The sequence below is a fragment of the Streptomyces sp. NRRL B-24085 genome, assembly GCF_001282115.1.
GTDB lineage: Bacteria > Actinomycetota > Actinomycetes > Streptomycetales > Streptomycetaceae > Streptomyces.
The window spans coordinates 15,109-38,865 of record NZ_LJBR01000029.1; the positions used below are offsets into that span (position 1 = coordinate 15,109).

Below are 23,757 nucleotides of genomic sequence, written 5' to 3' on the forward strand. Positions count from 1 at the left end.
CGGTGTCGCGGGCCTGGCCGCACTGACGCGCACTGTGCGCTTACCCCGCTTGTTCCTCGTTCACATAGACGCGGGGAACGCGCGTTCCGATGCGGGTCACGATCTCGTACGCGATGGTGCCCGCGGCCTGCGCCCAGTCCTCGGCGGTGGGCTCGCCCCGGTCGCCGGGGCCGAAGAGCACGGCCCGGGTGCCGGTGGGGGGTTCGTCGCCGCCGAGGTCCACCACGAACTGGTCCATGGCGACCCGCCCGGCGACCGTGCGCCACTTGCCGTCGACCAGCACCGGTCCGGCGCCGGAGGCGTGCCGCGGGATGCCGTCCGCGTAGCCGACGGGCACCAGGCCGAGGGTCGTCTCGCCGCGGGTGACGTAGTGGTGGCCGTAGCTGACGCCATGGCCGCCGGGCACGCGCTTGACGAGCGCGAGCGACGCCGACAGCGTCATCACCGGGCGCAGGCCGAAGTCGGCGGGGACGCCCAGCTCGGGGCTGGGCGAGATGCCGTAGGTCGCGATGCCGGTCCGGACGAGGTCGAAGTGGCTCTCCGGAAGGGTCAGCGTGGCGGGCGAGTTGGCGATGTGACGCACCTCGGGGCGCACGCCCCGGCCCTCGGCGTACGCCAGCATCTCCCGGAAGAGGGTGAGCTGGGCGGCGATGGAGGGGTGCCCCGGCTCGTCGGCGCAGGCGAAGTGCGACCAGAGGCCGGTCACGGTGAGGAGTCCTTCGGCCTGGGCGCGCAGCGCCTCGGCGACCAGCTCGGCCCAGTCCTCGCCGGGCTGGCAGCCGCCCCGCCCGAGGCCGGTGTCGGCCTTGAGCTGCACGCGCGCGGGGACGCCGGCCGCGCGGGCCGCCGCGACGAGCTCGCGCAGCGCCCACATCCCGCTGACGGACACGTCGAGGTCGGCCTCGATCGCCTCCCGCCAGGGGCCGCCGGGCGTCCACAGCCAGCACATGATCCGCCCCGGCAGCCCGGCCTTCCGCAGCGCCAGAGCCTCCTCCGGCGTGGCGGTGCCGAGCCAGCGCGCGCCCGCCTCGACCGCGGCGCGGGCACAGGGCACCGCGCCGTGGCCGTACGCGTCGGACTTGACCACGGCCATGACGGCGGCGCCCGACGCGCGGGCGCGCAGGGCCCGCACGTTGGCCCGCAGCGCGGCCAGGTCGATCTCGGCGCGGGCGCGCAGGGGTGCGGTCGGGGCGGTCGCTGTCTCGTTCATGGCGCCCCCAGTGTCTCAGAGGCGCCCGGCACCGCCGATGAGCGCGTCCCGGGGCGCCCCCACGCGCGCGTGCCGCGCGGGTGTCACAGGGTCAGACCGTGCCGGGCCAGGTACTTCACCGGGTCGATGTCGGAGCCGTACGGGCGCCGGGCGCGCACCTCGAAGTGCAGGTGCGGGCCGGTGGCGCGTCCGGTGGCGCCGCTGCTGCCGATCCTGGTGCCGGCTTTCACCTTGGCGCCCCGGGCGACCGAGATGCGCGAGAGGTGGGCGTAGACGACGTACCGGGAATCGCTCAACTTGATCGTCACGGCCTTTCCGTACGATCCCGACCAGCTCGCCAGGACGACGACGCCGGTGCCCACGGCGTAAACCGGGGTCCCCTTCGCCACCGCAAGATCCACTCCGGTGTGGTAGCCGGCCAGCCAGTTCCCCCGCACCCGGTAGCGCATGGTCACCCTGGCCCGTTTCCGGATGGGGCGACACCACTTGGCCGCCGCCAGGGAGCGGTCACCGACCTCGACGTCGACGTCCTCGGCGGCCGCCAGCAGTTCCTCGAATTCCGGGTCGAAGTCGCTGCCGCAGTTCCCGTCGTGCTCTTCCTCTAAGGGTTCCGGATTGTCCCCGCGGAAACCGAGAACGGGACTCCCCAGAACGACTGCAGCTCCTCCCAGCAGTTCCCGCCGGGTGGTGCCGCGTATATTTGGCTCATCCATGCGGCCAGCGAAACATCGCCCTTTCGGCTCCGCATATTCGACCGACCGGTATTGGTCCCATCAGGTACTAGTTCGCGCCCATGCACCCGTCTGCCGGTCCGCGCTCAGGCGCCCGTCACGTCCCTCCAGGCCGCCGGCACCGCCTCGGCCACGTCGTGCGCTCCCACCGGGGCCCCGTCCGCCGCGAACCGGCCGGCGAGGCCGTGCAGGTACGCCGCCGCGCTGCCGGCGTCCAGGGCACCGAGTCCGGAGGCGAGCAGGGATCCCGCGAGGCCGGACAGCACGTCACCGCTGCCGGCGGTGGCCAGCCACGCCGTGCCGGTCGGGTTCACCCGCACCGCCCCGCCGCTCGCGTCGGCGACCAGCGTGGTCGAGCCCTTGAGCAGCACGGTCGCGTCGTAGCGCCCGGCGAGTTCGCGTGCCGAGGCCAGCCGGGCCCCCTCGACCTCCTCGCGCGCCACCCCGAGGAGCGCGGCGGCCTCCCCGGCGTGCGGGGTCATGAGGGTCGGCGCGGTACGCGCGCGTACGGCGTCCCGGTCGGCGAGCCGCAGCCCGTCCGCGTCGATGAGCACCGGCACGTCCGAGGCCAGCACCTCGCCCACGGCCGAGGCGTCGTCCCCGGCCCCCGGTCCGACGACCCACGCCTGCACCCGCCCCGCCTGCTTCGGCCCCCGGTCGGAGACGAGCGTCTCGGGGAAGCGGGCGATCACGGCGTCCGCGGCCGGCCCGACGTACCGCACGGCCCCGGCGCCGCCCCGCAGCGCCCCGTACACGGCGAGCACGGCGGCTCCCGGATACCGCGCGGACCCGGCGGCGATCCCGACGACTCCGCGCCGGTACTTGTCGCTCTCCCCGGTCGGCACGGGCAACAGCCGCCGTACGTCGGCGTGTTGGAGCGCCTCCAGTTCGGCCTGCGGGGGAAGCGACAGCCCGATGTCGACGAGCCGCACCGATCCGGCGTAGTCCCGCGCGGGATCGATCAGCAGCCCCGGCTTGTGCGTGCCGAACGTGACGGTCAGGTCGGCCCGTACGGCCGCCCCGCGCACCTCCCCCGTGTCGGCGTCGACGCCGCTCGGCAGGTCGACGGCGACGACGGCGGCCCGGGACCGCTCGGCCACCTCGGCCAGCCGGGCCGCGTCGGGGCGCAGTCCGCCCTTGCCGCCGATCCCCACGATCCCGTCGAGGAGGAGATCGGCCTCCTCGATCAGCCGCTCGGCACCGTGGGTCTCCGTGGCAGGTCCCCCGGTCGCCGCCGCGCGTCCTTCACCGTCCACGGACCGTCCGTCGACCCCCACGGCCCGCCCTCCGGCCCTCCGCAGCGCTGCCAGGCCCGCGGAGTGGGCACGTTCGGGCGCGAGCAGTACGGCTGCCACCCCGGCGCCGCGCCGCGCCAGGCGCGCCCCCCCGTAGAGGGCGTCCCCGCCGTTGTCCCCGCTGCCGACGAGCAGCACGACCCTACGGCCGTACACCCGCCCCAGCAGGTCCGCGCAGGCCGCGGCCAGACCCGCTGCCGCCCGCTGCATCAGCGCGCCCTCCGGAAGCCTTGCCATCAACTCCCGCTCGGCGGCCCTGACCGTCTCCACGTTGTACGCAGTACGCATGGGTCCGAGTCTCCCCCGTCCCGGCCGCAGACGAACAAGCCGGGCCCGGCGCGGCGATGGGCCTGGAACGATCAGTTCCGGACGCCGACGACGACGGGAGGGGGGCCTGAAAGCGCGTTCTCCAGCAGGTCAGGCGGAATAACGCAGTCCGGAGCGATCACTTCCGGCCAGATTCACTCCTGTTCCTCTCCCAAAACGAAAGCGCTCACCAGGCACCATCACGCACTTGTGGGCATATGCCCGGACCTGAGGCCGTCTCAGACGTCACGTCCGCCCCCTCCCACCCCTGGGCGAAACGCTCAACAAAACGCACACTGAGGGCGTTTCGGCGAGCGCAGCCGCACCCGCGGCGGTCGCCCATCCCGTGGAGGACGTTCGCGCGATGACCGCCCCGGACAGACCCGTCTCGTCCCTCGCCCCGACCGTCCGCCGGGCCGGGCGCCTGCTGTGCTGGAGCCTGGCCACCGCCTGGACCGCGGCCGCGGTCGACGTCACCGTCTCTCCGGGCGCCGGCTGGTGGAACACCCTCTGGCCGCTGCCCTGGTACCTCACCTGCGCCTGCGCCGCCGCCTGGGCCGTGCTGCGCGCTCGCGAGAAGGCGGCCCGCGACGGCCGCGAGCCGCAGACCGAGACCGACGTCCGCACGGATTGGGACCAGGCCGCCTGAGAGTCCGGACGGCGGCTCCGGTCACCCCTCCGCGATCACCACGGCCGACGCGACCCCGGCGTCATGGCTGAGCGAGACGTGCCACGACCGCACCCCGAGCGCGGCGGCCCGCGCGGCGACGGTCCCGGTGACCCGCAGCCGGGGCTGCCCGCTGTCCTCGACGTACACCTCGGCATCGGTCCAGTGCAGCCCGGCCGGCGCCCCGAGCGCCTTGGCCAGGGCCTCCTTCGCGGCAAACCGGGCGGCCAGCGAGGCGACTCCGCGCCGCTCCCCGCTGGGCAACGTCAGCTCACTGTCCAGGAACAGCCGCCGGGCCATCCCCGGCGTACGCTCCAGCGACGCCGCGAACCGCTCGATCTCGGCGACGTCGATACCGACCCCGATGATGCTCATCCGGGCACTCTACGATCCTCCCGGCGCCCTCAGGCCGCGGCCAGCTCGCACCACACGTACTTCCCCCGGTTCCCGTGCCTGGCCAACGGCTGCCACCCCCACAGGTCGGCGCACGCCTTCACCAACGCCAGCCCCCTCCCCTCCTCCGCCTCTCGCAACAGATCCACGTCGCCCGGCGGCTCGGGCGGTTCGGGGTCCGCGTCCCAGGCACCGATCCGCAGCACCCCGGCCGACCGGCACACCCGCAGCGCGGCCGGCCCCTTCGTATGGCGTACGGCGTTCGAGACCAACTCCGCCGCGAGGAGCTCCGCGGTGTCCGTCAGACGGATCAGACCGTGCAGGGTGAGGATCAGGCGCAGGGTGCGGCGGGCGACGGTGACGGCTCGGAGGTCGTTCGGGATGTACAGGGTGTACTCCCAGGGTGCGCTTTCGGGCATGCGGCAACTCCGGTCAGGTGGCGTGGGGTTGGCTGCGGTGGCAGTGCCGCCACGGCCGTCCTGGCAGGACGGGGCGGTGCGCTTCCACAGCGCGTTCCTCTCATCACCGACGGTAGATCTATACATAGAGATAGAGCAAGCGGATCGCGTAATCTGACCCCGAACGAGTCGCGCCCCCAGGCGCGTTGGACCTAGGAGCGTTCGAGAGCTTTGAGGCGCGAACCGACGGCACGCCAGATGCGACTGGCCACTGAGCTGCGCAGACTCCGAGAGGCCGCGGACCTCACCGCCCGCCAGGCGGCAGCGCTGCTGGGTGTGAGCCCCGCCCAGATCACTCACATCGAGTCCGCCCTCGCAGGGGTGAGCGAGAAGCGACTACGCCGCCTCGCGGCCCATTACGCCTGCACGGACGAGGAGTTCATCGACGCCTTGGTCTCGATGGCCACCGATCGCACCCGAGGCTGGTGGGAGGAGTACCGGGGCCTGCTCCCCACGCCGTTCCTGGACATCGCGGAGTTGGAGCACCACTCCACGTACCGGCACGACGTGGAGTTCCTGTTCATCCCCGGCCTGCTCCAGACGCCGGACTACGCCCGCGCCGCTTTCTCGTCCAGGGTCCCAGAACTCCCCGACGAGGAGCGCGAACTGCGTGTACGTCACCGCATGGAGCGCCAGCGGATCACGGTCCCGTACGAGGCGGTCATCCATGAGGCGGCGCTGCGCATCCGACTCGGGGACCGCGCCGCCTCACGTGCCCAGCTCGCCCACGTCCTCGCACGCTCCGAAGCGGATCACATCACCGTGCGCGTGATCCCCTTCGACCTGGACGGATTCGGAGGAACGTGGAGCACCATGATGCTCGCCGGTGGCCCCGTGCCCCGGCTGGACACCGCCGTTCGTGATGCACCCCACGGCACCGCCTTCGTCGATTCCGAAGCCCAGCTCGGCGTCTTTCGAACGCTCTTCCATAGAGTGAAGGACGCGTCACTGGACCCTGAACGGTCCCGTGACTTCATCCACAGGCTGGGCAAGGAACTGTGAGGCACCCCGTGACCGAGAACTGGCGGAAGTCGTCCTACTCAGGCGGCGGCGACGGCAACAACTGCGTCGAGATCGCCACCCACCCCACCCACATATCCATCCGCGACTCCAAGGCCCCGGCCGGCGCCGTCCTCACCCTCCCGACCGAAGCCTTCGCCGCCTTCCTCAGCGAACTGAAGGAACCTCACTCCACCGTGACGGACTTCGCCAGGTTCCTCGGCTGATCCACCTCGTTGCCCCGGGCGGTCGCCAGCTCACACGCGAACACCTGCAACGGCACGGTCGCCACCAGCGGCTGGAGCAGCGTCGGGGTGGCCGGGATCCGGATCAGATGGTCGGCGTACGGCACCACCGTCTCGTCGCCCTCCTCCGCGATCACGATCGTGCGCGCGCCCCGGGCCCGGATCTCCTGGATGTTGGACACGATCTTGTCGTGGATCACGGACCGTCCCCGGGGCGAGGGTACGACCACGACCACGGGCAGGTCCTCCTCGATCAGCGCGATCGGCCCGTGCTTCAACTCCCCTGCCGCGAAGCCCTCGGCGTGCATGTAGGCGAGTTCCTTGAGCTTCAGCGCGCCCTCCAGCGCGACCGGGTAGCCGACATGGCGGCCGAGGAACAGCACGGTGTCCTTGCCGGCCAGCGACCGCGCCAGCGCCCGCACCGGCTCCATCGTCTCCAGCACCCGCTCGACCTCGCCGGAGATGTGCGACAGGTCCCGGATGACGGCGGTGATCTCGTCGCCCCACTTGGTCCCGCGTACCTGCCCCAGGTACAGCGCGACCAGGTAGCACGCCACGAGCTGCGTGAGGAACGCCTTCGTCGACGCGACCGCGACCTCGGGTCCCGCGTGTGTGTACAGCACGGCGTCCGACTCCCGGGGGATCGTCGAGCCGTTGGTGTTGCAGATCGCCAGCACCTTGGAGCCCTGCTCGCGGGCGTGCCGCAGCGCCATGAGGGTGTCCATGGTCTCCCCGGACTGGGAGATGGCGATGACGAGGGAGCGCGGTCCGAGAATCGGGTCCCGGTAGCGGAACTCGCTCGCCAGCTCCACCTCGCACGGAATCCGGGTCCAGTGCTCGATGGCGTACTTGGCGATCATCCCCGCGTGGAAGGCCGTACCGCACGCCACGATGACGACCTTGTCCACCTCCCGCAGTTCGGCGTCGGAGATGCGGACCTCGTCCAGCGTCAGGGAACCGGCCGCGTCGATACGGCCGAGCAGGGTGTCGGCGACCGCCTTCGGCTGCTCGGCGATCTCCTTGAGCATGAAGTAGTCGTAGCCGCCCTTCTCGGCGGCGGAGGCGTCCCAGTCGATGCGGAAGGAACGGACGTCGGCGGGCCGGCCGTCGAACCCGGTGACGGTCACGCCGTCGCGCCGCACCTCCACGACCTGGTCCTGTCCGAGTTCGATCGCGGAGCGGGTGTGGGCGATGAAGGCGGCCACGTCCGACGCCAGGAACGCCTCCCCCTCCCCCACGCCCACCACGAGCGGCGAGTTCCGGCGGGCGCCCACGACCACGTCCGGCTCGTCGGCGTGCACCGCGACCAGCGTGAACGCCCCCTCCAGCCGCCGGCACACCAGCCGCATGGCCTCCGCGAGGTCGGCCGTCGCCGAGAACTCCTCGGTGAGCAGGTGCGCCACGACCTCGGTGTCGGTCTCGGAGGCCAACTCGTGCCCCCGCTCCTCCAGCTCGCTGCGCAGCGCGGCGAAGTTCTCGATGATCCCGTTGTGGACGACGGCGACCCGCCCGGCGTTGTCCAGATGCGGATGCGCGTTGGCGTCCGTCGGCCCGCCGTGCGTGGCCCAGCGCGTGTGCCCGATACCGGTGAGCCCGGTCGGCAACGGCCGGTCCACCAGCTCCTTCTCCAGATTGACCAGCTTCCCGGCCTTCTTCGCCGCCGCCAGCCCGCCGTCCGCCAGCACGGCGACCCCTGCCGAGTCGTATCCCCGGTACTCCAGCCGCTTCAGCCCGGCCATCACGACATCGAGCGCCGACTGCGACCCCACGTATCCCACGATTCCGCACATGCGCGGCAGCCTAGGGGGCGCAGCGCACCGGATCACGGCACTTCGTGCCCGGATTCGGATATCGCCGCCCCGGGGCACACTGCGATCATGGGCGTTCGGTCCTGATCCCCACTGGTCGCAGGAGCCACGTGAGCTACAGCATGTACGTCTGGCGTTTCGTGGACGAGGAACCCGCCCCCATGGACGAATCCGCGATACGCGACACCCTCGGCCCCGTCACGGTGGGCGGCATGCCCCCCACCGGTCTGCCGGAGTCCTGGGATCTCGAAGCCGAGGACGGCGGCGGGTCGGAGGTCTACGGCGACGTTCTGGGCCTCACGTTCCACCGCTTCTCCCCCGGCCGCATCCTCGATCACGTGGCCGCACTCGTCCGGAGAACCGGCGCGGGCGTCATGCCGCTCGACTGCCCGATGATCATCACGAGCGAGGCCGACCGCGGACACCTCCCGGAGAGCCTGCGCGCGGAAGCGGTCGTCGTGGCCCCCGAGGCCCTGACCGGCCAGGCGATCCAGCTCCTGATCACCCCGCAGCCGGAGCCCCGCCGACGCCCGGCCCTTCCCTCGTTCCCCTACCACCCGAGCCCCGTCGCCACCGGTTCCGTCACCGCCTCCGACGACCGGTGCGTGTGCTGCGGACAGGAACGCGGCTGGGTGTACACGGGACCCGTGTACACCGCGGACGCCCCGGACAGCGGCATCTGCCCGCACTGCATCGCCTTCGGCAAGGCCGCCGAGCGCTACGGCGCCACCTTCGCCGACGGCATCGAGGGGGACGTACCGGAAGACGTCGTGACCGCGGTCCTGCGGCACACGCCCGGCTTCACCGCCTGGCAGTCGTCGACCTGGCTGACCCACTGCGGCGACGGTGCCGCGTTCCTCGGCCGCGCCGGGGCGGAGGAACTCCAGCGGTACCCGGACGCCGTGGCGGACCTCCGCCGGCGGTGCGCCGAGTGGACCTGGCCGCCGGAGGAGGTCGAGGGATTCCTCGGCTCCCTCGACAAGGACGACCGGCCCACCGCGTACCTCTTCCGCTGCCGGGTCTGTGCGACCCACCTCGCCTACGCGGACTTCACGTGACGGGCCCCGCGTGACGCACCCCACCCCCCACCCCGTTCAAACTCCGTTAACAATGGACTGTGATCTCTCCGGTCTCCCCGATGCCCCGGAGCGCCCACCGGCACAAGCCGGAGGCGACTCCCTACGTCGACCTCACCCGAGCGGAGTGGAGTGCGCTGCGCGACAAGACGCCGCTCCCCCTCACCGCCGACGAGGTCGAGAAGCTGCGTGGTCTCGGGGACGTCATCGACCTCGACGAGGTGCGGGACATCTACCTCCCGCTGTCCCGGCTGCTGAACCTGTACGTGGGCGCCACGGACGGCCTCCGAGGCGCCCTGAACACCTTCCTCGGCGAGCAGGGCTCCCAGTCCGGCACCCCGTTCGTCATAGGGGTCGCGGGATCGGTCGCGGTGGGCAAGTCGACCGTCGCCCGACTCCTCCAGGCGCTGCTGTCCCGCTGGCCCGAGCACCCCCGCGTCGAGCTGGTCACCACCGACGGCTTCCTTCTCCCCACCCGGGAGCTGGAGGCCCGCGGGCTCATGTCGCGCAAGGGCTTCCCGGAGTCGTACGACCGCCGCGCGCTGACCCGTTTCGTGGCCGACATCAAGGCGGGCAAGGACGAGGTCACCGCCCCCGTCTACTCCCACCTGATCTACGACATCGTCCCGGACCAGCGGCTCACCGTCCGCCGCCCCGACATCCTGATCGTCGAGGGACTGAACGTCCTTCAGCCGGCCCTGCCCGGCACGGACGGCCGCACCCGCGTCGGTCTCGCCGACTACTTCGACTTCAGCGTGTACGTCGACGCGAGCGCCGAGGACATCGAGCGCTGGTACCTCAGCCGGTTCAAGAAGCTCCGGCAGACCGCCTTCCAGAACCCCGACTCCTACTTCAGGAAGTACACCCAGGTCTCGGAGGAGGAGGCCCTCGACTACGCCCGCACCCTCTGGCGCACCATCAACAAGCCCAACCTGGTGGAGAACATCGCCCCGACCCGCGGCCGCGCCACCCTCGTCATCCGCAAGGGCCAGGACCACAAGGTGCGCAAGCTCAGCCTCCGCAAGCTGTGACCACCGGCGCCTGTTAGAAAGGCGTCATGCTGCATCTGCGCCTGATCACACCGTCCGACCAGACCGCCGACGTGGTACGTCTGATCGAGGGGACGGTCGGCACCACCCATCTCGTCGTGCTGCCGGGCGCGGCCCGCAACCCGGAGGGGGACGTCGTCCTGTGCGACGTCGCCCGTGAGGCCGGCGACGAACTCCTCAGCGAACTCCAGGAGTTGGGCCTCGACGCCAGCGGCTCCATCGCGGTCGAGAACATCGACCTGTCCCTGTCGAAACGCGCCGACAAGGCCGAGGCGGAGGCACCCGGGGAGGGCGCGGACGCGGTCCTGTGGGAGCACCTGACCGACGCCACGCACGAGGAGTCGACGCTCTCCGCCACCTACCTCGCCTTCATCACCCTGGCCACGATGATCGCGGCCTGCGGTGTGGTGCTCGACAACGCGGTGCTGATCGTGGGCGCGATGGCGGTGGGCCCGGAGTTCGGCCCACTCGCCGGCATCTCCACCTCGATCGTGCAGCGCGCGCCCCGCCTGGCCCTGCGCTCCCTGATCGCCCTGCTGGCCGGCTTCGCCGTGGCGATGGCCGTGACGGTGGGCTTCAGTCTCTTCATGGACGCGCTGAACCTGTTCAGCGAGGGCAAGCTGGAGGGCGACCGGCCGCAGACCGGCTTCGTCTACGCCCCGGACGCCTTCTCCTTCATCGTCGCCGTCCTCGCGGGCGCCGCCGGCACCCTCTCCCTGACGTCAGCGAAGTCCGGCGCCCTGGTGGGTGTGGCCATCTCGGTCACCACGGTCCCGGCAGCCGCCAACGCCGCGGTGGCCCTCAGCTACGGCGACACCAAGCAGACCTGGGGCTCGACGGAACAGCTCCTCCTGAACCTCCTGGGCATCGTCCTGGCGGGCACGGTGACCCTGCTGCTCCAGAAGTGGGCCTGGCGGAAACGCCGTTAGGGGCGCGGGGCTGCGTCGATATGCGGCTCCGCCGCGTGAGCGCGACCAGCGACGACGGGCCCGCTGCCCGCGACGCACAAGAATCCCCCGCCCCTGTCCGGCAGTTCAGCCGAGCGCCGACTTCACCGCGTCGGCCAACCGCCCCGCCACCGACCGCGCCTGATCGATGTCCGCGGCCTCGACCATCACCCGCACCAGCGGCTCCGTACCCGACGGCCGCAACAACACCCGTCCCGTCTCACCGAGTTCCCGCTCCGCCTCGGCGACGGCGGAAGCCAGCTCCGCGGACGTCGACACCCGCGACCTGTCCACATCGGGCACGTTGATCAGAACCTGCGGCAACCGCTCCATCACCGAGGCCAGCTCCCGCAGCGAGCGCCCGCTCTGCGCGACCCGCGCCGCCAGCATCAGCCCGGTCAGCGTCCCGTCCCCGGTCGTCGCGTGATCGAGGATGATGACGTGCCCGGACTGCTCGCCACCGAGGGCGTACCCGTGCTCCTTCATCTCCTCGAGCACGTACCGGTCGCCCACCGCGGTCTGGACGAGACGGAGCCCCTCCCGCTCCAGCGCCAGCTTGAACCCGAGGTTGGACATGACGGTCGCGACCACGGTGTCGGACCGCAGCGCGCCCCGCTCCTTCATCGCCAGCGCGAGGACGGCCATGATCTGGTCGCCGTCCACCTCCTCGCCGGTGTGGTCGACGGCCAGGCACCGGTCCGCGTCCCCGTCGTGCGCGATGCCGAAGTCCGCCCTGTGCTCGACGACGGCGGCCTTGAGCAGGTCGAGGTGGGTGGAGCCGCAGCCGTCGTTGATGTTGAGCCCGTCCGGCTGGGCACCGATGGTGATCACCTCGGCGCCGGCCCGTGAGAACGCCTCCGGCGACACCCGGGCGGCGGCGCCGTGCGCCTCGTCGAGGACGATCCTCAGCCCGTCGAGCCGGTTCGGCAGTACGGCGATCAGGTGGGCCACGTACTTGTCGAAGCCCTCGGTGTACTCGCGGACCCGGCCGACACCGCCGCCGGTCGGCCGCTCCCAGGGCTCACCGCCCTTGTGCTCCTCGTAGACCGCCTCGATGCGCTCCTCCAGCTCGTCGTCGAGCTTGTGCCCGCCGCGGGCGAGGAACTTGATGCCGTTGTCGGGCATGGCGTTGTGGCTGGCGGAGAGCATGACGCCGAGGTCGGCGCCGAGCACGCCCGTGAGATACGCCACCGCGGGCGTGGGCAGCACTCCGACGCGCAGGACGTCCACACCGGCGCTCGCGAGGCCCGCGACGACGGCGGCCTCCAGGAACTCCCCGGACGCGCGCGGGTCCCGTCCGACCACCGCGGTCGGCCGGTGGCCCTGGAACGTACCCGCCTCGGCCAGCACGTGCGCCGCCGCGACCGACAGACCGAGCGCCATCTCGGCCGTCAGATCCGCGTTGGCGACACCGCGCACGCCGTCCGTGCCGAAGAGTCGTCCCACTTGTCCTCCTGAGAAAGCGTCAGTAACGGAGATCATCCGATCACATGAGCCTTTGAGCGCCTTGTGCCGTTATACGCCTAAGGCTGTGATAAACGAACGCCCCGGCGGCACTGTGGCGTGCCGCCGGGGCGTTCGGACGTACAGGCAGCTGCGATTAACGCTTGCTGTACTGCGGAGCCTTGCGGGCCTTCTTGAGACCGGCCTTCTTGCGCTCGACCGCGCGGTCGTCGCGGCGGAGGAAGCCGGCCTTCTTGAGGGCGCCGCGGTTGTTGTCCACGTCGGCCTCGTTCAGCGCGCGGGCCACGCCGAGGCGCAGGGCACCGGCCTGACCGGAGACGCCGCCACCCGAGATGCGGGCGATGACGTCGTAGCGGCCCTCGAGCTCGAGCACCTTGAAGGGCTCGTTGACTTCCTGCTGGTGCACCTTGTTCGGGAAGTAGTCCTCGAGGGTGCGACCGTTGATCTTCCACTTGCCGGTGCCCGGGACGATCCGGACGCGGGCGATGGCGTTCTTGCGACGGCCCAGGCCGGCGGCCGGCTGCGGGTCGCCGAAGCGGGACGCGAGCGACTCCGAGGTGTACTCGCCCTCGACGGGGACCTCGGACTCGGTGGTGTAGCTGTCGATGTCGACGATCTCTTCGCCCTCGACGGGCGTCTCGACGGTGGTCTCGGCCACGATTCTCCTCAGATTCTCTTCTGTTTAGGGGGTGGCCGGACTTACTGCGCGACCTGGGTGATCTCGAACGGCACCGGCTGCTGGGCAGCGTGCGGGTGCTGGTCGCCCGAGTAGACCTTCAGCTTCGAGAGCATCTGACGGCCCAGGGTGTTCTTGGGGAGCATGCCCTTGACGGCCTTCTCGATGGCCTTCTCGGGGTTCTTGTCGAGGAGCTCGTCGTAACGGACGGAGCGCAGACCACCCGGGTAGCCGGAGTGGCGGTACGCCATCTTCTGGGTCCGCTTGTTGCCGGACAGGTGCACCTTGTCGGCGTTGATGATGATGACGAAGTCACCGGTGTCGACGTGAGGGGCGTAGATCGGCTTGTGCTTGCCGCGCAGCAGGGAGGCGGCAGTGGTGGCGAGACGGCCCAGGACGACGTCCTGAGCGTCAATGACGTGCCACTGGCGAGTCACATCGCCGGGCTTGGGGCTGTACGTACGCACTTCGCAGCCTTCTTCTTCAGTGGATGGGTGCTGACACATGGCATCACTGAAGCGATCGTGCAGCTGGGGACGACAATGGCCGGGCACTGCCCGTATGCCGCCCACTGGTAACTGCTCCAGGGAACCTAGGTAAAGGCCACTCGGTGAGAATGAGGAGGCCGATACACAACGAAGAAGCAGGATACCCGCGGCCCCACGGACGGGTCAAAACGAGCCCGCAGGCGTACGGCCGCGCCGGGCGCACCCTCTGCGGGGGTCATGACGCGGCGGGCGCCCCGACGGGCGTGGGCATGTCACCGTGCTGTCCGTGGCCGTGCCCGAACGTGGCCCGCGCCACATGTGCCGTGGGTGTTCCGATGTCCTCCACCGGCGTCGGAGGTGGCGGCCAGGCAGAACGCCACACCAATCACCCGGAGATGTCATGTTTGCCCGTGCTTCTTCCCCGAACGCCGGGGACTCAGGGGCTTGTTGGGGGCGGAGCAGTGGACCGCGTGCCCGTCTAAGATGCGCCCCATGAGCTTTGGGCAGCAGGGGGGACCCCCGTCCCAGTGGGATCCCTGGAAACCGCAGTCGCAGCAGCCGTGGAGCAGCGGCGGGAGCGAGCAGACTCCGGACTGGGCCGCGCTCGCCGAGGCCTCCGAGATCCGCAACAAACGGCGCCGGCTGTTCTTCATCGTCGGCGGCGCGCTCGCCACCGTGGCGATCGGCACCGCCGTGGCGATGGCCGTCGTGTCGGCGAACGGCGGTGACGAGGCGAACAAGCCGACGTCCTCGCTGCCGGCCGCGGCGATCCCCAGCGCGAGCGGCACCGCCCCGTCGTTCGCGCCGACCAGCGCCCCGCCGCCGCTGGACCCGAAGGACTTCATCGCCAGCAAGGCCAAGGACTCGGCCCCGCTCAGCGCCAAGATCCTCTTCCCGGGCACCCAGCTCACCATGGGCTCGACCGTGTACAAGAAGGGCACGACCTCCGACACGAAGAACTGCGCCGCGACGGACGGCGTCCAGGCCAGCCTCGGCAAGATCCTCGCCGCCGACGGCTGCACCCAGTTCATGCGGGTCAGCTACACCAAGGACGGCGTCTCGGTGACCGTCGGCGTGGCCGTCTTCGACACGGAGGCCCAGGCGACGAAGGCGAAAGGGCAGGTCAACACCAAGAAGGACATCGTCAAGTCGCTGCCCGGCGGCGCGGTCAAGGCCTTCTGCAATTCGGCGATCTGCCGCACGACCTCGAACTCCTACGGCCGTTACGCGTACTTCACCATCGCCGGCTTCGCCAGCGGCAAGAACGTCACGGAGAAGGACACCGCGGTCTTCAGCATCGGCGACAACCTGGCCGAGTTCACCTTCCGCCAGATCCACCGCCGCGGCGAGGCCCAGGCGTCGGCGGCCGCGAGCGAGTGACCCGGCGCGCCTGGACAGGCGCGCCGGGTCCGGTTCTCGTCCGGGGCCGCTCGCCCGTTCAGGCCCGCTCCCCGTTCAGGTCCGTTCCCAGGAGCCGCTCAGGGCGGGCTCGGGGTACGGCGCGACGGGTTCCGGCATGCTGCCGGCCGTACGCCTGCTCCCGGCCGTCCTGAAGACCCAGGTGCGGTAGGACCAGAAGCGGAACAGGGTCGCCACCCCGATGCCGAGGAACTTGCTGACGTTGGTGGCGAGCGTGCCGTCCCAGCCGAGCCCGTAGGTCGTCGCGTAGAGGACCGAGTTCTCGATGACCAGTCCGATCGCGCTGAAGAGCAGGAAGAGGGTCAGCTCCTTCCTGCGGCTGTTGCGGTCCTCCTGGTCCCGGTTGCGGTACGCGAAGTAGCGCAGCCCGAGGTAGTTGCTGAGGATCGCGACGACCGTGGCCAGGACGCTCGCCCGGACGGTCTGCCACTCGGTGACGGTCCTGATGAGGTTGAAGACCGCGAGGTTGACCACGAAGCCCGACGCGCCGACCATGCCGAACTTCGCGATCTCGCGGTACAGCTTCCCGAATCTGGAGGGAAGCGCGTGACGTCCGCTGCTCACCGTCGCGTTCAGCCCCGTCGGTTGCGCAGGCGCAGCCGGACCGGCATCACTGCCGACTCGATCTGCGTCGAGAGGTTCATCTTCGAGACTCCCTCGGTGCGCTCCTCGAATCGGATCGGGATCTCGACGGCGCTGTGTCCGGCCCGGACCGCCTTGAACTTCAGCTCGACCTGGAAGCTGTAGCCGGCACTGTCCAGGGTCGCGAGGTCGATGTCCCGCAGGGTGGCGGCCGACCACAGGTTGAAGCCGGCGGTGATGTCCCGGATCTTGGTGCCGAGCACGGTGCGGGCGTAGCGGTTGGCGAAGCGGGACAGCAGCACGCGGTGCCTGCCCCACTCCTCGTCCAGCGAGCCGCCCTCCACGTACCGGCTGCCCACGACCAGGCCCACCCCGGACGCGACGGCCGTACCGAGCATGCGTGGTACCGCTTCCACAGGGTGGCTGCCATCGGCGTCCATCTGCACGACGTAGGCGGCGCCCTCGTCCAGCGCGGCACTCATGCCGGCCACGTAGGCGCGCCCGAGCCCGTCCTTCTCGGTCCGGTGCAGCACGCTCATCCGGCGCCGCCCGTCCCAGTTGTACTTCTCGGCGAGCTCCTCGGCGATCCGTCCGGTGCCGTCCGGGCTGGAGTCGTCGACGATCTTCAGGTGCAGCCCGTCGATGGGCAGACCGAGCACGAGCTCCGCCATGCGGGGCAGGTTCCCCGCTTCGTTGTACGTCGGCATCACGATGGTGACCGGTACGCCGGGGTGTCTGTCGTAGGCCGTCATTGTCTTTCTCTTTCCCTCCCCTGAAGGCCCCGAAGGGTGCCCTCCCCGACGGGCGCGGGTCTGCCCAGCGCCCGGAAGTGCCAGCCCGCCGCGCTCCATTTGCCCGCGTCGAGCGTCCCCCGGCCGTCCACGATCCGCGGACGGGACACAAGTTGTGCGGCCGATTCCGGGTCGATCTCCCGGAACTGCGGCCACTCGGTCAGATGCAGCACCAGATCGGCGCCCCCGAGCGCCTCCTCGGCCGACATCGCGTAGCCGAGGAGCGGGAACGCCTTGCGGGCGTTGTCCAGCGCCTCGGGGTCGTACACCGTGACGTCGGCGCCGTCGAGACGCAGTCGTGCGGCCACATTGAGCGCCGGAGAGTCACGGATGTCGTCGGAGTCGGGCTTGAAAGCCGCTCCGAGCACGGCGATACGGGCCCCCAGCACCGATCCGCCGCACAGCTCGCGCGCCAGCCCTACGACCTTGTCGCGCCGGCGCATGTTGATCGCGTCGACCTCGCGCAGGAACGCGAGCGAGACCCCCAGCTCGTCGGCGCGGTGGGCGAAGGCGCGGATGTCCTTGGGCAGGCAGCCGCCGCCGAAGCCGACGCCGGCGCGCAGGAACTTCCTGCCGATCCGGTCGTCGTACCCGATCGCCTCGGCGAGGACGCCGACGTCCCCGCCGGCGGCCTCGCAGACCTCGGCCATGGCGTTGATGAAGGAGATCTTGGTGGCGAGGAAGGCGTTGGCGGCTGTCTTGACCAGTTCGGCGGTCGGAAAGTCGGCGGTGACCAGCGGGGTACCGGCGTCGAGGACGGGCGCGTACACCTGGCGGAGGATCCCTTCCGCGCGCGAGGACCGCACGCCGAACACCAGCCGGTCCGGGCGCAGCGTGTCGTCGACGGCGAAGCCCTCGCGCAGGAACTCCGGGTTCCAGGCGACCTCGGCGTCGAGCGTCCGGTCGAGCCGCTCGGCCGTGCCCACCGGCACGGTGGACTTGCCGACCAGCAGCGAGCCGTCCGCGGCGTGTTCGGCGATCGCCGCGAAGGCCGCGTCGACATAGGTCAGGTCGGCGCCCTCGGACCCCTTGCGCTGCGGGGTGCCGACGCACACGAAGTGCACCTCACCGAATGCCCCGGCCTCCGCGTAGTCGGTACTGAAGCGGAGTCGCCCGGTCGCCGTGTGTTTCCGGATCAGCTCGGGCAGGCCGGGCTCGTGGAACGGCACCTGTCCGCCTTGCAGCGCGGCGACCTTCTCGGGGTCCACGTCGACCCCGAGCACTTCGTGGCCGAGCTCCGCCATACAGGCGGCATGGGTGGCACCCAGGTAGCCGGTGCCGATGACTGTGAGCCGCATTCAGCGGCCTCCTTACAACTCCGTGTCAGCCGTTACTTGCGCTCGAGAACCTGCACCACGATGTGGTTCAGCCTCACCGTGCGACCGGCCTTGAAGGACTTCTCTATCGCCGCCGCGGTCTTCTCGTTCATGCCGGTCAGCGGCGGACGCCCGTCGCTGACGGTGGAGACCAGCCACAACCGGTCGGTGCCCTTGAGGCAGCTCGCCGGCTTGCGGCACTCGGTGGCGCCGTAGGACCCGTTCTGCTGGGGCGTGAACTCCATGAGCACGTCCTTGGGGGCCTCGCGGTCCCGCAGTTCGTACGCCATGGCCCGGCGCTCCGACATCCCGCCGTTGAAGATCATCCCGTCACCGGACCTCTCGCCCGACGCGATGACGTTCGCCGCGCCCCGGAAGTCCGGTTCCATCGGCAGGTCCTTCTTGGCGTCGCCGATCGCCGGCCATGCCACGAAGGCGTACCCCGCCGCCACGACCGCGACCAGCAGCCCGCTCAGTACCTGGACGCCGGTGCCCCGGCGGGCGTCGGGATCGAACCTGCCGACGAGCCGGGTGAGCGCGGCGGCCACCAGCAGCGTCCAGGCCGGGATGGTGAACAGCAGATACCGCGGCAGGAAGAGGTGCAGTTGGTTGGCCGTCACGAAGGTGAGCACCGGCGGCAGCACGGCCCAGGCGGCGAGCAGCACCGAGTACCGCCCGGCCAACAGCAGGCCGACCACGCCGACGGCCATCACGGCCCCGCCGGTGATCCACGACCCGAACAGGGTCTCCGGGAACTCGGTCAAGTCCTTGGCCGTGGTGACGTTCCAGGCGATCTGGCCGCTCTGCCCGGTGCCCTGCGCCACCATCGGGAAGGTGATGGACAGTCCCAGCATGGCCGCGCCGGCGAAGGCGTAGTGGGCGATGCGGTCGCCGTGCTTCTTGGCCAGGAAGACGAGCCAGACGTGCCCGGCGAGCACCGCCATGGCCACCAGGTGGCTGAATCCCGTGGCCGCGATGGCGAGTCCGTACAGCGTCCAGTTGCGCAGGCTGGGCCGGTCCAGCGCCCGCAGCAGCCACAGGGTGGCCAGCAGCGCGAACATCGTCGCGAAGGCGTAGGGCCGGGCCTCCTGGCCGTACCGGGTGATCATCGGCACCACCGCGAACAGCAGTCCGGCCAGCATCCCGGTGCGCACCGCGAACATCCGGCGCCCCAGCAGTCCGACCAGTCCGGCCGAGACCGCCATGGCGAGCGCCTCCGGCAGCCGCAGCATGGCCGCCGAGTCCCCGGCGACGTCGATCCACAGGTGCATGACCGCGTAGAACGGCGCGATCACGACGTCGATGCTGCCGATCAGCCGTCCGAGGTCGTGCCACGAGATCGTGGACGCCCACCAGGTGGCGTGCTCGTCGCGCCAGAGCTGGCGGTCGCCGAGCCCCGGCACCACGCAGGCGGCCGCGACCAGCGCGGGCAGCACGAAGACGAGCCACGCGGAGCCCCGGCCGGCGCCTTCGGCGGACCGGCGGCGGTCAGCGGGCGCGCCTTCCTCGGGTTCCCGGGCGGACGTCTCGTCGACCGATGGTGTGTACGCCGTCATCGCTTCACCCAGATCCGGTACGGCTCCTGTCCGCCGTCCTTGTCGGAGGGCCGCAGCACGGCCAGCAGCCGGTAGTCGGCGTTGCCGCGCAGCGCCTCGGGAACGGACGAGGCCCGCAGCACGATCGCGTCGTAGGAGCCCTTCCTCACCTCCGCCGACAGGGCCGCGCCCCGGCCGGCCCGGTACCACTGCGCGGGCTCGGTGTGCGCCCGGAGGTAGTAGGAGGAGATCTCCGGGTCGTCCGTCAGGTACCTGCCCTTGGGGTCCACGACCTCGCGCAGGGCACCGACCATGGCGGCCGAGTCCGGCGGCCGGTACAGCTCCCGGGTCTGGGCCATGCCGATGACCAGGGCGGCGACGTAGATCATGATGCCGATCTGCGGATACCGGAAGTGGGCGCCCATCATCCGCGAGACGCCGAGGCCCGCCATCGGCACCGCGAAGAGCAGTCCGAAGCCGACGTGGACGTACAGCGAGCTGCCGTTGCCCAGCCAGGCCTGGTAGAGCGGGGCGAGCAGGGCGGTGGCGCACATCGTCAGGCCCAGCAGGGAGCGCCGGACCGCGCCCGGTGCGCTGCCCTCGGCCCACGGCATCTCGCCCATCCGGGCCCGCCGGACGAACCCGACGGCACCGATCACCGCGACGAGCAGGACGACCCCGCCCCACTGAGCGCTCTCCTTGAGCAGTTCGACGGCGCTGTCGGCGCCTTGAACGTTCCAACCGCTCGGCGTACCGGCGAACTGGACACCCGCGAAGCACAGGGCACCGGTGGCCCCCGCGAACAGCGCTCCCCGGACGAAGGCGCCCGCGCCGCGGAAGCGGTAGGCGGTCAGTACGGCGAGGACGGTCAGTGTGGGCAGGTACAGGGCGGCCGAGTACGCGGCGAACGGTGCTAGGGCCGCGAAGGGCGCCGCGAGCAGCACGGCCGCGGGACTGGACTGCCTGGTCCGGGCCAGCAGCCACAGGGCGGAGGCGAGCAGGAACAGCGACAGGGAGTGCAGGGAGGCGTAACGGCCGGTGAAGGCGGTCGACTCCAGCACGGAGTACATGGCGGCGGCCGCGAGACCGGCCCGCGCGTTGAACAGCAGCCGGGTGGCGCCGAACAGCAGGGCCGTGGCCCCCAGCGCCCACGCGAGGCTCACTGCCCGGGCCCCGGCGAGGCCGAGCTGGGCGACCAGCCCCGACAGCTCGCCGTCGGACACGAGGAACTTCGCCTCCTGCGGGAAGGCGCTGCCGTCGAGGCGGAAGGACAGTCCGGCCTGCACGAGCAGGATGAGGAGCAGGACTCCCCGGCTGATCCACGCCGAGCGGCTGTTGTCGACCGACCAGGCCGACACCGGGACTTCCGGCAGCACATAGCCCGGCTCGGGATCCGGTTCCGGCTCGGGGTCGAGGACGGTGTACTCCGGGACGTAGTACTCGGCGTCGGAGCCGCCCGCGTAGGGGCGCGCGTAGTGCTGCTGGGCGGTCGGCTGCTGCGGGATGTAGGGCTGCCCGGCGTACGGCTGCTGATAGCCGTACGCCTGCTGGTCGCCGTGGACCTGCTGCTGTTGCTGCTCGTAGACCTGCTGTTGCTGCTGCTCGGCGTAGGACGGGTAGTGCTGCTGCCAGTCCTGCTGCGGGCCGGGCTCCGACCAACTGCCGTCCTGCTGCTGCGTCGTCATGAACGCGGCACCTCGAATCCGAAGTCGTCGTCGGCGATGAGGCGCTTGAACTCGGCCAGGGCCAGCGGGCTGCTCTGGATGCGCCAGTCGGCCCGCTTGGGGATGTTGAACCACAGGAAGCCGATGACGTCCTTGTCGTCCTGCACCCCCGAGAGCAGCGCGCGCACGTCGGCGCGCCGTCGCTGCCCGGGCTCGGCGGAGGTCTCGCTGATCAGCACCGGCTTGTCGGTGAACGCGTCGATCTGGCTGCGGGTCGGGCCGTACAGGGTCTCGAAGGTGTGGGCGCCGGTCTGGGTCCAGTAGCCGACGATGCCGACCCAGTCGACGTAGGCGTCACCGGGCCAGTACGGCTTCAGCTTCACGGACGGGACCGGGTTGATGACGTTCGGGCTCCACACCCAGATGACGTTGGTGGCACCGACCTCCTGGAAGACGTCGTGGATGTGCCGCCACGCCTTCACGAAGGTCGCGGGGGTCGTGTCCTTGGTGCCCCAGGGGTACCAGCCGCCGTTCATCTCGTGGCCGAAGCTGATCGCCACGGGCACGTTCGTCTCGCGAACGCTGTCCGCGTACTTCTTGATGTACGCGTCCTGCGAGCCGTCGGCGATCTTGTCGAGGCCGGGCTTGAACGGCTCCCACGACACGTAGAGCAGGCCGCCGTCGCCGAAGACGTTCTGGGCGCCCACGGCGTTGAAGCCGTTGCCCCACGACGAGTACGAGCCGACCAGGTTGGGCTTCTTTCCGACGCTCTTCGCGAAGGCGTCCACCGGTTTCAGCGAGCTGGGCGCGCCGTCCAGGGCCACCCCGAAGTACTCCTTGTCGGGGTGCAGCAGCGGTTTCACGTCGTACGGCAGTTCCGCCCCGGACGCCTTCGAGGCGGAGCCGGCGGCCGGTTCCTTCGCGGCCTGCGCGGCCGGGTCGTCGCCGCCGAGCACACCGCAGCCGGCGACCGCCGTCAGGGACATCAGCGCCGCGCACAGCGGCAGGACGGTCTTGCGCATCATGCGGGCTCACCTGCTGAGTGGTGGTCCTTGGGCTGGATGAGCGCCCGCGCGACGACCAGCGCGTAGAACAGGCCGGAGGACAGGACGAGGGCGAAGTCCGGGGGGTAGCCGGTGAACAGGCGGTACACGGCCGCGCCGACCCAGACCACGGCCGTGCCACCGCTCCAGATCCACATGCCGAGCCAGAACCGGCGGGTCTTGTTCTTCTTCGCGCCCTTCGAGCCGGTCGGCTGCCAGCCCATGCGCTGCTTGCGCAGGATGTCCCAGATGGCGAAGACGTGCGCCCAGCCGTACATCAGCCGTGCCGACCAGGCCTCCAGCCGGTACGGCGCCTTGTGCCACATCGGGAAGACCAGTGTCGTGTAGGCGATGCTGGGCAGCACCCAGACCAGGTGCTTGACCTGGAGCATCTCCGGGCTGGTGAGCAGCAGCATGACGGGCACGAGAGGCGCGAAGAAGGTGAAGAGCGCCGTGTGGATGTAGTAGAAGAAGCCGGACATGTAGCAGAGCCGACTGGAGAAACGTATCGGCGCGTCCCAGAACTTCTTGCTGCCCAGCAGCGACATGGAGCCGGAGCACCAGCGGTACTGCTGGTTGAAGAAGGCTCCGGCGGTGTCCGGGCACACGCCCGTGGACAGAGCGACCGGCACGTACTTCAGGTCCCAGCCGAGACCCCGCAGGTCGAACCCGGTGTGCACATCCTCGGAGTGCTCGATGAGGGTCGTACCGCCGTTGGTCTCCAGCGCGGCCCGCCGGTAGATGGCACAGGAGCCGACGCAGATGGCACCGTCGCTGTTCTGCCGGGACACCTGCACGGAGCGGTAGAACAGCTCCTGCACCGCGCCGGCCCCGCGCTCGATCCAGTTCTGCGAGTCCAGCACCCGGAAGTACTGCGGGGACTGCACGATCCCGATGCGCTCGTCGGTCTCCATGTACGGCAGCAGCTCCTCCAGGAGGTCGGAGCGCGGCGTGAAGTCGGCATCGAGGATCAGGATGTACTTGCCGTCGGACTGACCGAACCCGAAGTGCAGGTTGCCGGCCTTCTTGAACCAGCCGCGGTTCTCCCGGGTGCCGTAACGGAAGCCGAAATCGCGGGCCATGGCGGCGAGTTCCGGGCTCGCTCCGTCGTCGAGGACGAAGGGCACGCACACGCCCGGGTACCGGTCGGCCAACTGCCGCACATGCGTCCAGGTGTTGTGGAGCACCTCGATGGGCTCACCGCACACCGGCAGGAAGACGTCGACGCTGGGGTAGACCGCCGGCCGCCAGCCACGGACGAGCTGCTGGTGGTACTCGAAGTCGAAGTCCCGGGTGAAGCCGTTGACCCGCAGCGACACGAGGTAGTAGACGACGGTGAAGAACAGCGGCGGCGCGAAGATCCACATGAGCGGGCTGGCCTTGGCCAGCGCCACTTGACTGACGGTCAGACACCCGAAGCTGACGATCGAGGCGAGCGTCAGCACCCACAGGCGCCTCTTGACGTACGAATACTTCTCCGCATGCGAGGGCGGCGCGGGCAGAAGCCCCAGGGATGCCTGCTCGGCACCGCGCTTTCCTCCACGCCGCGCGGAACGGTGCCCCCCGGCACCGGTCGCTCCGGACATGCGGGCAGA

General features: G+C 70.6%; 23 protein-coding genes. 7 read left to right on the top strand and 16 right to left on the bottom strand.

The features are described from left to right. Positions 1–40 precede the first annotated feature (40 nt). From alr to AOJ26_RS03950, 3 genes are all read right to left on the bottom strand, one after another. A complete protein-coding gene (gene alr / locus AOJ26_RS03940) occupies positions 41–1,210 on the bottom strand; it encodes an alanine racemase (protein WP_053846757.1) in 1,170 nt (389 codons plus the stop codon). 83 nt (positions 1,211–1,293) lie between these two features. Then, positions 1,294–1,923 carry a M23 family metallopeptidase gene (locus AOJ26_RS03945; protein WP_053846758.1) on the bottom strand — a complete coding sequence of 210 codons (630 nt, stop codon included), beginning with the start codon at positions 1,921–1,923 and terminating at the stop codon, positions 1,294–1,296. Between the two features lie 104 nt (positions 1,924–2,027). After that, positions 2,028–3,524, bottom strand: a complete 1,497-nt coding sequence (locus AOJ26_RS03950) for a bifunctional ADP-dependent NAD(P)H-hydrate dehydratase/NAD(P)H-hydrate epimerase (RefSeq protein ID WP_053846759.1) — start codon at positions 3,522–3,524, stop codon at positions 2,028–2,030. A gap of 382 nt (positions 3,525–3,906) precedes the next feature. On the opposite strand from AOJ26_RS03950, the gene AOJ26_RS03955 reads away from it, so the two are divergent. Further along, positions 3,907–4,191: a hypothetical protein gene (locus AOJ26_RS03955; protein ID WP_053846760.1), complete on the top strand. Its 285-nt coding sequence runs from the start codon at positions 3,907–3,909 to the stop codon at positions 4,189–4,191. A 21-nt stretch (positions 4,192–4,212) separates the two neighbouring features. Here AOJ26_RS03955 and AOJ26_RS03960 read toward each other — a convergent pair whose 3' ends face one another. Both AOJ26_RS03960 and AOJ26_RS03965 read right to left on the bottom strand, forming a co-directional pair. Beyond that, positions 4,213–4,584 (bottom strand): holo-ACP synthase, encoded by a 372-nt coding sequence (locus AOJ26_RS03960; RefSeq protein WP_053846761.1) that lies wholly within the window; start codon positions 4,582–4,584, stop codon positions 4,213–4,215. Positions 4,585–4,613: 29 nt separating this feature from the next. Beyond that, positions 4,614–5,021 carry an ATP-binding protein gene (locus AOJ26_RS03965; RefSeq protein ID WP_053846762.1) on the bottom strand — a complete coding sequence of 136 codons (408 nt, stop codon included), beginning with the start codon at positions 5,019–5,021 and terminating at the stop codon, positions 4,614–4,616. A 237-nt stretch (positions 5,022–5,258) separates the two neighbouring features. Here AOJ26_RS03965 and AOJ26_RS03970 point away from each other — a divergent pair, with 237 nt between their 5' ends. Together AOJ26_RS03970 and AOJ26_RS03975 are read left to right on the top strand one after the other, a co-directional pair. Then, positions 5,259–6,062, top strand: a complete 804-nt coding sequence (locus AOJ26_RS03970) for a helix-turn-helix domain-containing protein (RefSeq protein WP_053846763.1) — start codon at positions 5,259–5,261, stop codon at positions 6,060–6,062. Between the two features lie 8 nt (positions 6,063–6,070). Then, positions 6,071–6,286 carry a DUF397 domain-containing protein gene (locus AOJ26_RS03975; protein WP_234358435.1) on the top strand — a complete coding sequence of 72 codons (216 nt, stop codon included), beginning with the start codon at positions 6,071–6,073 and terminating at the stop codon, positions 6,284–6,286. Here AOJ26_RS03975 and glmS read toward each other — a convergent pair. Beyond that, positions 6,247–8,094 carry a glutamine--fructose-6-phosphate transaminase (isomerizing) gene (glmS, locus tag AOJ26_RS03980; protein ID WP_078959734.1) on the bottom strand — a complete coding sequence of 616 codons (1,848 nt, stop codon included), beginning with the start codon at positions 8,092–8,094 and terminating at the stop codon, positions 6,247–6,249. The two genes, AOJ26_RS03975 and glmS, sit on opposite strands and share 40 nt — an antisense overlap. Before the next feature lie 128 nt (positions 8,095–8,222). Here glmS and AOJ26_RS03985 point away from each other — a divergent pair, with 128 nt between their 5' ends. The 3 genes from AOJ26_RS03985 to AOJ26_RS03995 all read left to right on the top strand — a co-directional run bounded on the left by AOJ26_RS03985 (position 8,223) and on the right by AOJ26_RS03995 (position 11,166). Continuing rightward, positions 8,223–9,170, top strand: coding sequence for a CbrC family protein (locus AOJ26_RS03985; RefSeq protein ID WP_234358436.1), 948 nt, complete (start codon positions 8,223–8,225; stop codon positions 9,168–9,170). An 80-nt stretch (positions 9,171–9,250) separates the two neighbouring features. Beyond that, positions 9,251–10,219: a type I pantothenate kinase gene (gene coaA / locus AOJ26_RS03990; protein ID WP_179200376.1), complete on the top strand. Its 969-nt coding sequence runs from the start codon at positions 9,251–9,253 to the stop codon at positions 10,217–10,219. Between the two features lie 26 nt (positions 10,220–10,245). Continuing rightward, positions 10,246–11,166 carry a DUF389 domain-containing protein gene (locus AOJ26_RS03995; RefSeq protein WP_053846767.1) on the top strand — a complete coding sequence of 307 codons (921 nt, stop codon included), beginning with the start codon at positions 10,246–10,248 and terminating at the stop codon, positions 11,164–11,166. A 105-nt stretch (positions 11,167–11,271) separates the two neighbouring features. On the opposite strand, the gene glmM is transcribed toward AOJ26_RS03995, so the two are convergent. The 3 genes from glmM to rplM form a co-directional block, all read right to left on the bottom strand. Further along, positions 11,272–12,630, bottom strand: a complete 1,359-nt coding sequence (gene glmM / locus AOJ26_RS04000; protein WP_053846768.1) for a phosphoglucosamine mutase — start codon at positions 12,628–12,630, stop codon at positions 11,272–11,274. A 154-nt stretch (positions 12,631–12,784) separates the two neighbouring features. Then, entirely contained in the window at positions 12,785–13,306 is a 522-nt protein-coding gene (rpsI, locus tag AOJ26_RS04005; RefSeq protein WP_053846769.1) for a 30S ribosomal protein S9, read from the bottom strand. Positions 13,307–13,347: 41 nt separating this feature from the next. Continuing rightward, positions 13,348–13,791: a 50S ribosomal protein L13 gene (gene rplM, locus AOJ26_RS04010; RefSeq protein ID WP_053846770.1), complete on the bottom strand. Its 444-nt coding sequence runs from the start codon at positions 13,789–13,791 to the stop codon at positions 13,348–13,350. A gap of 513 nt (positions 13,792–14,304) precedes the next feature. Between rplM and AOJ26_RS04015 the strand changes: the two genes are divergently transcribed. Then, positions 14,305–15,192: a hypothetical protein gene (locus tag AOJ26_RS04015; RefSeq protein WP_053846771.1), complete on the top strand. Its 888-nt coding sequence runs from the start codon at positions 14,305–14,307 to the stop codon at positions 15,190–15,192. A 75-nt stretch (positions 15,193–15,267) separates the two neighbouring features. On the opposite strand, the gene AOJ26_RS04020 is transcribed toward AOJ26_RS04015, so the two are convergent. The 7 genes from AOJ26_RS04020 to AOJ26_RS04050 are packed head-to-tail and all read right to left on the bottom strand — an operon-like array spanning position 15,268 to position 23,748. After that, entirely contained in the window at positions 15,268–15,795 is a 528-nt protein-coding gene (locus AOJ26_RS04020) for a GtrA family protein (RefSeq protein WP_078959735.1), read from the bottom strand. An 8-nt stretch (positions 15,796–15,803) separates the two neighbouring features. After that, positions 15,804–16,565: a polyprenol monophosphomannose synthase gene (locus tag AOJ26_RS04025; protein ID WP_053846772.1), complete on the bottom strand. Its 762-nt coding sequence runs from the start codon at positions 16,563–16,565 to the stop codon at positions 15,804–15,806. Continuing rightward, positions 16,562–17,902, bottom strand: a complete 1,341-nt coding sequence (locus AOJ26_RS04030; RefSeq protein ID WP_053846773.1) for a UDP-glucose dehydrogenase family protein — start codon at positions 17,900–17,902, stop codon at positions 16,562–16,564. Before AOJ26_RS04030 ends, AOJ26_RS04025 begins: the two co-directional genes overlap by 4 nt. A 32-nt stretch (positions 17,903–17,934) precedes the next feature. Continuing rightward, complete coding sequence (locus tag AOJ26_RS04035) at positions 17,935–19,476, bottom strand: glycosyltransferase family 39 protein (RefSeq protein ID WP_053846774.1); 1,542 nt, start codon at positions 19,474–19,476, stop codon at positions 17,935–17,937. Further along, complete coding sequence (locus AOJ26_RS04040) at positions 19,473–21,140, bottom strand: glycosyltransferase family 39 protein (RefSeq protein ID WP_053846775.1); 1,668 nt, start codon at positions 21,138–21,140, stop codon at positions 19,473–19,475. Before AOJ26_RS04040 ends, AOJ26_RS04035 begins: the two co-directional genes overlap by 4 nt. After that, positions 21,137–22,144, bottom strand: a complete 1,008-nt coding sequence (locus AOJ26_RS04045; RefSeq protein ID WP_053846776.1) for a glycoside hydrolase family 26 protein — start codon at positions 22,142–22,144, stop codon at positions 21,137–21,139. The genes AOJ26_RS04040 and AOJ26_RS04045 overlap by 4 nt, the downstream gene beginning before the upstream one ends. Continuing rightward, positions 22,141–23,748, bottom strand: coding sequence for a glycosyltransferase family 2 protein (locus AOJ26_RS04050; protein ID WP_234358437.1), 1,608 nt, complete (start codon positions 23,746–23,748; stop codon positions 22,141–22,143). Before AOJ26_RS04050 ends, AOJ26_RS04045 begins: the two co-directional genes overlap by 4 nt. Positions 23,749–23,757 lie beyond the last annotated feature (9 nt).

Excerpts from the sequence above, each read along its gene's own strand:
- alr (WP_053846757.1), bottom strand. The coding sequence starts at position 1,210 with ATGAACGAGACAGCGACCGCCCCGACCGCACCCCTGCGCGCCCGCGCC.
- AOJ26_RS03945 (WP_053846758.1), bottom strand. The coding sequence starts at position 1,923 with ATGGATGAGCCAAATATACGCGGCACCACCCGGCGGGAACTGCTGGGA.
- AOJ26_RS03950 (WP_053846759.1), bottom strand. The coding sequence starts at position 3,524 with ATGCGTACTGCGTACAACGTGGAGACGGTCAGGGCCGCCGAGCGGGAG.
- AOJ26_RS03955 (WP_053846760.1), top strand. The coding sequence starts at position 3,907 with ATGACCGCCCCGGACAGACCCGTCTCGTCCCTCGCCCCGACCGTCCGC.
- AOJ26_RS03960 (WP_053846761.1), bottom strand. The coding sequence starts at position 4,584 with ATGAGCATCATCGGGGTCGGTATCGACGTCGCCGAGATCGAGCGGTTC.
- AOJ26_RS03965 (WP_053846762.1), bottom strand. The coding sequence starts at position 5,021 with ATGCCCGAAAGCGCACCCTGGGAGTACACCCTGTACATCCCGAACGAC.
- AOJ26_RS03970 (WP_053846763.1), top strand. The coding sequence starts at position 5,259 with ATGCGACTGGCCACTGAGCTGCGCAGACTCCGAGAGGCCGCGGACCTC.
- glmS (WP_078959734.1), bottom strand. The coding sequence starts at position 8,094 with ATGTGCGGAATCGTGGGATACGTGGGGTCGCAGTCGGCGCTCGATGTC.
- coaA (WP_179200376.1), top strand. The coding sequence starts at position 9,251 with ATGCCCCGGAGCGCCCACCGGCACAAGCCGGAGGCGACTCCCTACGTC.
- AOJ26_RS03995 (WP_053846767.1), top strand. The coding sequence starts at position 10,246 with ATGCTGCATCTGCGCCTGATCACACCGTCCGACCAGACCGCCGACGTG.
- AOJ26_RS04015 (WP_053846771.1), top strand. The coding sequence starts at position 14,305 with ATGAGCTTTGGGCAGCAGGGGGGACCCCCGTCCCAGTGGGATCCCTGG.
- AOJ26_RS04025 (WP_053846772.1), bottom strand. The coding sequence starts at position 16,565 with ATGACGGCCTACGACAGACACCCCGGCGTACCGGTCACCATCGTGATG.
- AOJ26_RS04030 (WP_053846773.1), bottom strand. The coding sequence starts at position 17,902 with ATGCGGCTCACAGTCATCGGCACCGGCTACCTGGGTGCCACCCATGCC.
- AOJ26_RS04035 (WP_053846774.1), bottom strand. The coding sequence starts at position 19,476 with ATGACGGCGTACACACCATCGGTCGACGAGACGTCCGCCCGGGAACCC.
- AOJ26_RS04040 (WP_053846775.1), bottom strand. The coding sequence starts at position 21,140 with ATGACGACGCAGCAGCAGGACGGCAGTTGGTCGGAGCCCGGCCCGCAG.
- AOJ26_RS04045 (WP_053846776.1), bottom strand. The coding sequence starts at position 22,144 with ATGATGCGCAAGACCGTCCTGCCGCTGTGCGCGGCGCTGATGTCCCTG.
- AOJ26_RS04050 (WP_234358437.1), bottom strand. The coding sequence starts at position 23,748 with ATGTCCGGAGCGACCGGTGCCGGGGGGCACCGTTCCGCGCGGCGTGGA.